The sequence below is a fragment of the Methanobrevibacter sp. genome (assembly GCF_045541095.1).
In the GTDB taxonomy this organism is placed as follows: domain Archaea; phylum Methanobacteriota; class Methanobacteria; order Methanobacteriales; family Methanobacteriaceae; genus Methanocatella.
Genome location: NZ_JAZQIJ010000210.1, coordinates 1 through 8,685 on the forward strand (window position 1 = coordinate 1; position 8,685 = coordinate 8,685).

7 protein-coding genes are annotated in these 8,685 nt (G+C 33.4%); 3 read left to right on the top strand and 4 right to left on the bottom strand.

The window, feature by feature from the left end; translation table 11 throughout:
- Both ACKI2P_RS08915 and ACKI2P_RS08920 read right to left on the bottom strand, forming a co-directional pair.
- On the bottom strand, positions 1-2,460 hold a 2,460-nt coding region (locus ACKI2P_RS08915; RefSeq protein ID WP_407376965.1), incomplete at its 3' end, for a hypothetical protein.
- Positions 2,461-3,068: 608 nt separating this feature from the next.
- A complete protein-coding gene (locus tag ACKI2P_RS08920) occupies positions 3,069-3,248 on the bottom strand; it encodes a peptidoglycan-binding protein (protein ID WP_407376967.1) in 180 nt (59 codons plus the stop codon).
- A 13-nt stretch (positions 3,249-3,261) separates the two neighbouring features.
- On the opposite strand from ACKI2P_RS08920, the gene ACKI2P_RS08925 reads away from it, so the two are divergent.
- The 3 genes from ACKI2P_RS08925 (at position 3,262) to ACKI2P_RS08935 (ending at position 6,187) form a co-directional block, all read left to right on the top strand.
- The gene (locus tag ACKI2P_RS08925; RefSeq protein ID WP_407376969.1) at positions 3,262-3,750 is read left to right on the top strand and encodes a transposase; all 489 of its coding nucleotides are present in this window, start codon (positions 3,262-3,264) and stop codon (positions 3,748-3,750) included.
- A gap of 26 nt (positions 3,751-3,776) precedes the next feature.
- Positions 3,777-4,550, top strand: coding sequence for a transposase (locus ACKI2P_RS08930; protein ID WP_407376971.1), 774 nt, complete (start codon positions 3,777-3,779; stop codon positions 4,548-4,550).
- 461 nt (positions 4,551-5,011) lie between these two features.
- Positions 5,012-6,187 carry an MFS transporter gene (locus ACKI2P_RS08935; protein WP_407376973.1) on the top strand — a complete coding sequence of 392 codons (1,176 nt, stop codon included), beginning with the start codon at positions 5,012-5,014 and terminating at the stop codon, positions 6,185-6,187.
- A gap of 189 nt (positions 6,188-6,376) precedes the next feature.
- On the opposite strand, the gene ACKI2P_RS08940 is transcribed toward ACKI2P_RS08935, so the two are convergent.
- A complete protein-coding gene (locus ACKI2P_RS08940) occupies positions 6,377-6,511 on the bottom strand; it encodes a hypothetical protein (protein WP_407376975.1) in 135 nt (44 codons plus the stop codon).
- A 148-nt stretch (positions 6,512-6,659) separates the two neighbouring features.
- A complete protein-coding gene (locus ACKI2P_RS08945; protein WP_407376977.1) occupies positions 6,660-8,177 on the bottom strand; it encodes an MFS transporter in 1,518 nt (505 codons plus the stop codon).
- Positions 8,178-8,685 lie beyond the last annotated feature (508 nt).

Consider the following 8,685-nt stretch of genomic DNA (forward strand, 5'->3'; position numbering starts at 1 on the left):
GCGGAAGAATATTGCTCCACCGCTTTGTCCTGCATGATTATTATAGAATTGGCCTGAGAAATTGTTGTTGGTTGATTTTTCACCAACATATATTGCACCACCAGTTCTAGTTGCCTTGTTGGCTGTGAAAATAGAATTTATCACATTACCTGAATCCATACTGACCGCACCACCAGAAGAAGAAGCAGTGTTACCGGCAAAATAACAATCGGCCACATTACCGATACTCCAGAAGCAAACTGCACCACCATCTACAGAAGCAGTATTGTTAATAAAATTACAATATGTCACATTACCAGTAGCATCTTCATTAAAGAAAACGGCACCACCATCTATAGAAACACTGTTGTTAGTAAAATTACAATTTATCACTTCACCATTACCAGCAAAGTAAACTGCACCACCCTCTTCAGAAGCAGTGTTGTTGATAAAATTACAGTTTTTCACACTACCTTGGTCCAAGAAGAAAACTGCACCGCCCCAAGCGTAATTTGCCCTGTTGTTGGTAAAATTACAATTTTCAACAGTGCCGGAACAATTGAAGTAGACTGCACCGCCATCCTCATTTGCGGTGTTGTTTATGAAATTACAATTTTCAACAATACCAGTTCTATTGAAGTAAACTGCGCCTCCGTTTTGTGAGTATCCGTTTGTGAAGCACATGTTTTTAAGTGTAACATTGTCTGCAGTTATATAAAATATTTTTGATAGTTTTCTTGCATCTAATGTTGCATTATTTGTTCCAATTAATGTTAAACTTTTTGTAATTCTGATTGGTATTCCAAAACCATAATATAATCCATCTATAAAGATTGTATCCCCACTATCGGCCTTGTCTATTAAATTTTGAACATATGTGAAATTATTACTCTGCATAACATCATTAACATCCAAAATATTATTAGACAAAGTAACATTTCCAGTCACTGAATGAATTGCGCCTTCACTTATATAATTATTCCTAAAGTCACAGCCGGAAATGTTGCCTTTACTGATAAAAATTGCATTACCATTTTTTGCAGTGTTGTTTGTGAAATTACAATTTGACACGGCACCATTTTTATAGATGTAAACTGCACCACCATCATTAGAAGCGGTATTATTCACAAAATTACAATTATCCACATTACCTGAACCCAGGTTGACAGCACCATGATCTCCCATGTTGCTTGTGAAATTAGAATTTGATACACTACCTGAACTCATCCTGACAGCACTGCCATAACTTGTTGCATTGTTGGCTGAAAAATTACAATTTTCAACAGTGCCGGAAGTATCGAAGTAAACTGCACCACCATCATATCCTGTGTTGGCTGTGAAAATACTATCAGTCACATTTCCTGAAATCATGGCCATAGCACCGCCATTGTCCTCAGCAGCGTTATTGGTGAAAATACAATTTGTCACATTACCACGATGCAAATTGACAGCACCAGCACCATATTCGGCAGTGTTGTCTGTGAAATTACAATCACGCAGATTACCTGACCCCATAGTGAGAGCCCCTGCCCACTTAGATGCAGTGTTGCCGGCGAAACTACAATTTGTCACATTACCTGACAACATGCTGACAGCACCACCGGAAAAAGAAGCGGCATTGTTAATGAAATTACAGTTTTCAATGGTACCCTTTTGTTGAACTAAAACTGCACCACCATAACCGCTATCTTTACCGGTTGCGTTATTATCTATGAAATTACAGTTTTTAATAGTGCTCTCGTTAACAAGGTAAACTGCACCACCATCTGCCTGTGCTGCGTTAGCTTTGAAATTACAGTTTTCCACGCTACCCTTAGCATTAAAGTAAACTGCACCGCCCTCGTTATTTGCATGGTTGGCGGTGAAATTAGAATTTGACACGGCACCAGTATCATTAAAGAAAACTGCACCACCAAAGCCATCTACACCGGCTGCAGTGTTGTTGGTGAAAGTGGATCCAACAATATTCACAGTACCATTTGCAAGGATGGCTCCACCATAGCCCTTAACGTATCCGTTTGTGAATATGATATTGTTCAAGACAACATTTGTGCCGTTTTTAATATTTAATATTCTTGACTTGCCCTGTGCGTCTATTGCAAATCCGTTACCGTTGATTGTTAAGTTCTTGCTTATGATTATTCCTTCAGTTATAATGTCTACACCTATAGTGTAGGTGTAATTGCGTTCCAGATTGATTGTGCTTTTGTCTGAAGCGTCATCAATCAGTTTTTGAAGCTCGCCAAATTCCCCTGAGCTTGAGAGCTCATCCTCATCGGTTGATTTCAGCTCAGCTCCATTATCATCTGTTTGTTCAAGCGTTTCGCTTGCCTGTAGAGTATCCTCAACTGTTGAGGACACCTCGATTTGACTTGCATCTTCACTTGCCAGTGCGTCATCCATTTCACTCGCATATGCATTTGCGAGGCCCAATAGAAAAATGACAAGCGTCAGCAAGATTATTCTTTTTTTAATCTTCATATTTAATCTCCATTTTATGAAAAAATATGCTTTTCATGCTTGATAATTATAATGTTCAATTCTAAAGAAAAAATAGTAACATATTTTTCAATAAAATTAAATTAATTATACAATATGATTTTTATCGTCGAAACAATATATATGTATATTATTATAAGGGGTGAAAACCCGGTGAAATTTAAAAATCAGATTTTTTTAGGCCAGTTTACAAACCCATTGCAACATTGCCATTATGTCAAGTATGCCCGACGTATCTTTGAAAGGGAAATATTCGAAACTATACAACGTTAAAGAACGGAGAGAAATAGATAAAAGACTTTGTAGCCATTGTCAGCGACAAGTACCATGAGATAGCCAATGAATTTCCATAAGCACTTTAACACTCACCATCACGAATTCAAAACTTACTTTACGAACCCTTTCATATATATCAAGGCCACAAACCAGAATTCAAATCTGAAAACCTTGCCGTTAAAGTGAATTAGATTAAAAATAGAAAAATTACACTTGATTAAAACATTAACTCATTCATTATTTAGGATGATAATGAAAATAGGGAAAACGTATCTGAAAAAATAAAAAGAGAAATAAGGAATTAAAATCCTTATTTATATTATTCCAAGTTTTTTAGCTGTTTTTTCGTCAACATTACCAGTCACCTTAAGGCCCTTGTCCTTTTGGAATTGCTTGATGGATCTTACTGTGTTTTTGCTGAACTCACCGTCAATTGTCAGAGCATGGCCTTTATATAGTCCCCGACACTGAAAATTATAAATACTATGAAACACAATAAATAGTATTATGGCAGAACAAAAACTTATTAAAAAATACAATGGAATCATTTCAGAAGTTCAAACTGAAATAAAAAAATTAGAAAACGATACAAGAGTCTTAAATAAATTATATGTGATTTTAGATGTTTTACATTACGAACCCATATCAGAAATCATAAAAAAACATGACATTAGTCAAGGCACAGCATATAATTGGATAAAACAATGGAATGATGGTGGAATAGAAGGATTAAAAAGAAAAAAAGGTTCTAAAGGTCAATCTAAACTAACGAATGAACAGCTTATTTTATTAGATGAGATAATACAAAAAGAAGAATTGAAAACTGCAAGGGAAGTTAAAGAAAAAATTGAAAAAGAATTTAGCGTTGAATATAGTATTAGAAGTGTAGAAAGGTTAATGAAGAAATTAGACTATTCTTACACAAAACCATATAAAATCTATACTAAAATGCCTGCTGATGCTGAAGAACAGTTAAAAAAAACACCCGACATTTAGATTTAGAAAATTTCACTGTCGTGTTTTTGGATCAAACCTATTGTCAAAATCAAGACAATAGTCAAAGAACATATCATAAAAAAGGTACAAAAAATATTAAAGAACAACCAACAGAGAGAATTTCAATCAATGCCCTTGGAGTTCAATCAATTAATGGAAATTCGTTTGTATCATTCTTAGATAACACTAAAACCTTTGAAATGATGAAATTTATGATCACCATCGTCATCAAAAATATAGAAAACCCAGAATTAGAATCTAAATTAAAAAAAATAATCAATAATGAAGAATTATTTCTAGAAAACATATTAGACACCATTAATGAGGAAGATAACTATAATAAATTAGTATTAACATTAAAAAGTTTATCTGAAAGAAGCCAAACAATTAAAAAACTATGTCAAAGACTTGAAAGAAATCCACTTAATTTTAATACAAAAAGCCATTCAGTGCTTGAAAATCTTCAAAAAGGAATGTTATTGGCATTTTTCTCAGATAAGGAATTACAATATGAATTAATCATGGAAAAACCAATAGCAGCTATTTTAGACAATTATAGTGTACATCATGCAATATTTTTCACAGAATTATGCAATGTTCTAAATATGGATTTAATACATTTACCACCATATTCTCCAAAATATAATCCAATAAAACAAGTATGGAGAACAATAAAAGCAATAATTTCTAGAAAATACATTTCAAGCATGCTGCAGCTAAAATATTTATTTTTAACAGAGTTTAAAAAAGTAGTTGATAAGTCAAGTTATTGGAAAAATTGGGAGGAGAAATTTTTATAATTTTCAGTGTCGGTGACTATAACTCTCGTGAACATTTTTCCAAAACATTAAATAACAACATCCAATAAATTTTATAACAAAGTTGATTGAAAAGTACGTGTAAGTGGTACGACTTTTTCATAAGTTTCAATATAGCTTGCCTCATTAACTTCTCTTACAAGATCACCCCTTTAGCCTCACTATCAACAATGACTAATTAAGATTATGCAACTTATAGTTCCTTTTGACCAGGTTCCCAACATTGGCATGAACATTAACGATTGAAATTTCATTACCTGAAAAATATGCGCTTTAAAAAATTAACAGCAATTATGTCATCATGACTAAAATTCTAAATACTTTAAAAATTATACTACTAATGTATGTGATTTTTGTCAAGAAAAAGTCTACACATCATATTACATGATTTTTATGTCAATCATATCTCAAGACATAATTGGTTTATATATGGGCAGATACATATGAATGTTGAAACTGATGAAAAAATATTTACAAAATCCTTCTTTTTGATATTTGCAGCATTGCTTTTTACGGCTCTAGTGATGTATGCTTTGATGTCAACAGTCACTGAATATGCTACTTCAATGGGTTCTTCTGCAACTATTGCAGGGCTTGTATCCGGAATATATATTTTTGGAGGTTTATGCTCTAGAGTTTATTCCACCAATGCTTTTGATAGAATCGGTTGGAGGAAAACAGCATTTATTTTCATGGGCATTCATTTCCTATCCTGTCTCATGTATTTTTTTGTTAGCGATGTAAATTTACTTTTAATAGCGAGATTTATTCATGGAATTGGATTTGGAGCTTCATCTAATGCAATTATTACAATAGCTTCAGTAGTTCTTCCTAAAAAACGTTTTGGAGAAGCATTTGGTTATTTTATGATGGGAACTACATTGGCAGTTGGTATTGGACCATTCATTGGCGGATTTGCATATGATAACTTTGGTCCCACAGGATGTTTTTTAATTGCAGCAGTATTTTCAGCGCTTGCCTTTATTTTCATATATTTCATTGACGTTGACAAATATGACTGGGCTAAAGATAACGGCGCTGAAAGCCATACCGATTATAAAGGTTTAGATAAGATTATAGAAATCGGAGCAATTCCGGTGTCTTTTTTCACCGCACTCACCGCTTTAGGTTATGTTTCAATTTTATCTTTTTATAGATTATATGCCGTTGAAGTTGATTTGACAAGTGCCTTTTCATGGTTTTTTATCTTATATTCAATTGTCCTAATCGCATCAAGACCTATTGCAGGCAAAATTCAGGATTCAGGAGGGGATTTAATAATATGCATTACAGGAATTATCGCACAGTCTGTCGGATTATTCTTAATTGCATACATGCCCTCCACATTAACTGTTATAATTTGTGCAGTATGCATTGCCATAGGATTTGGAACATTGAATTCAGCATGTGCAACCATTGTTACCAGAAAATCACCCAAACATCGTAATTCCTATGCCCTATCCACATATTTCATATTTTGTGATGCCTCTGTAGGTTTTGGACCTGCACTTTTAGGAAGTTTCGCATCTGCATCCAGCGGATATGCACCAGTGTATTTCATATCCTCCATTATCACCCTATTTGCCTTGCCTATTTGTCTGTATGCTTTAAAAAAATAATATGAGAGTTTAAAAATAGGTTTTCAAATGATTAATATCTGTAGATGCCACGGTTGCAAATCAATTTCCCATGTTTGCCGATAGAGATCCCTATGATAACTTCGACTATATATTGAAATACACCTAACTTAATGACGGTTGAAGTCATTTGTACAATTTGGGTGAAAAAAACATGTAATTGATATAAAACTATATTAACTTTAGTTGATAATCAATATAACTTGGTTCTGAAATTTCATTTACAGTTTCATCATCTTTAACTTCCCCAATCAGCAACGGCGAATCAGGATTATGGAATTTTTGGTTCTTTTTAACCAACTTCATGTTACTGTTGGCATAACACACTTCAAAATATCTACAACTTTAAGTGAAATTTATCATATCATACAAACAAAATGAATAAAATCAAAATTGAATAATTTCTGCAAACACTCAAACCATTTAAAAAAAAAAGGCAAATGAGAGATGTCCCTCATTGTTTTTTAATATTTTTATTTTTTATCCGCAGCGTTATAATTAACATAGCTGCTAACACGATGGCTAATCCATACATTACGGTTGCCATTGCATTTTGAATAATTATATCTGCAGTATTCACAACAATACTATCTTGTCCCTCTATAGTGTCTAATTTTTGGAAGTAGTCATAGACCTCCTGATGGAATTGTTCATCTCCTGAATAATCAGGCGCATAGGTATCGACTGCAGTACTAATACCGCCCATAACTCCAAGAATTAGAATTATTCCAATGATTGCTGTACCCAATGAGGAACCTAATGTCTCACCAGTTGTAATAATACCAGATGCATTATTTTGGCCTTCAGCAGGAACATCGAATAATGCAACATCCGCTGCTAAAGCCATCATAAAACCAATACCTGTCCCAAGTAAAAACTGTCCCGGAATTAAATCCAGCATGTTTACATTTAATTTAAATTGATAACTTAAAATCAGACATCCTACAATAGATATTATACATCCTATTGCCATGAGTGTCTTGTGATTCAGTTTTCCCATTAGTTGTGGAGCGGTCAATGAAAAAATAAACAAAGCCATAACAAACGGAAGTGAAGCCAAACCCGTATCGAATGGATTTAACTGCAATACACTTTGGAAAAACAGAACCATTACAAAAAATGTTCCAGATATTACAATATTATATAATAACTTAATAGATGTACCTATACGCAAATTTTTGTCTCTAAATAATTCAACATCAAGCAATGGCACCTTGCCTGACCTTTTTCTTTTGAGTTCAAACCATATAAAGATTGCTAAGACTATCAATCCCAAAATTATCTCAATTATGCTGGTAGCAACATCCTTAGTCAGAGTCAAAATACCAAGCACAAGCAAAAGAAGACATATACCGGAAAGTATAGCACCAATAATATCAAGATCGCTTTTAGATTCAGTAGGCTTAAAATCAGGTATTTTATTTTGCATTACTAAAATAAATAAAATGAATATTAATTCAAATGCGAAAGTGTATCTCCAGCTGAAAAAAGTTGTAATAAGCCCACCAAGGAGCGGAGCTAAAATATCTGCAAGTCCTGCCATTACCCCGAGAGTTGCCAAAGCAATTGTACGCTTTCTGCCGGAATATATTCCGCTTATTATTGAAACTATGGCAGGCAGCATTAATGCCGCAGCAACACCTTTAATCGCTGCCCATCCGACAAAAAACATTGTAACACTTGAACTTAATACTGCAGCAAATATTCCTATACCAAAAAGTGCAACACCAATTACAAACAGTTTCTTTTTACCAACTATGTCCTGAAGTTTGGTACTGAACAGTATCAACGCAGCAGTGATAAGAGTACAAAACGACACAATCATTTGAATAGTACTAACATCAGCATTCAAATCAACAACAATTCGAGAAATACTAACATTCATGAAGAAAGAGTCCAACACTATAATAAAGGAAGCACAAGCCACAACTATTAACGGAAACCACGAATTTTCGTTAGCCTTTTCATTCATACTTATTAATCCTCCAACATATTATCTTAAAAAATATTTTAACATTCAAACTTAAACATGAACTTAATTTTATATTTGCTTTCCAAACGATTAAATTTTTGGATGGAATTTTTACATAATACTGCAAGAACACCACAATTCTGTAAGATTGATTTTCAAATGCATTCTATGAACATCAAATATCAAAGGCCTAACTAAAAACTACATCAATCTAGTTTGAGCATCAATATAACTTGGCTCTGAAATTTCCTTTACAGCATCACCTATTAGAAATGGTGAGTCATGATTATGCAACTTTTGATTCCTTTTAATTAACTACATATTTGCTGTTGGCATATCAGTATATAAATTATCTACTAAAAATCGAAATTATCTATCAGTTTTTGCTCCAGCTCCTAAGAATCCTTATGGTTGAAGGTTAATTCTTCTACTATTTTTTGAGTATTAAATCCACTCTTGCGCTGATGTTGGTTTTTTCAGGTATCATAATATATTAATTTATTATGTA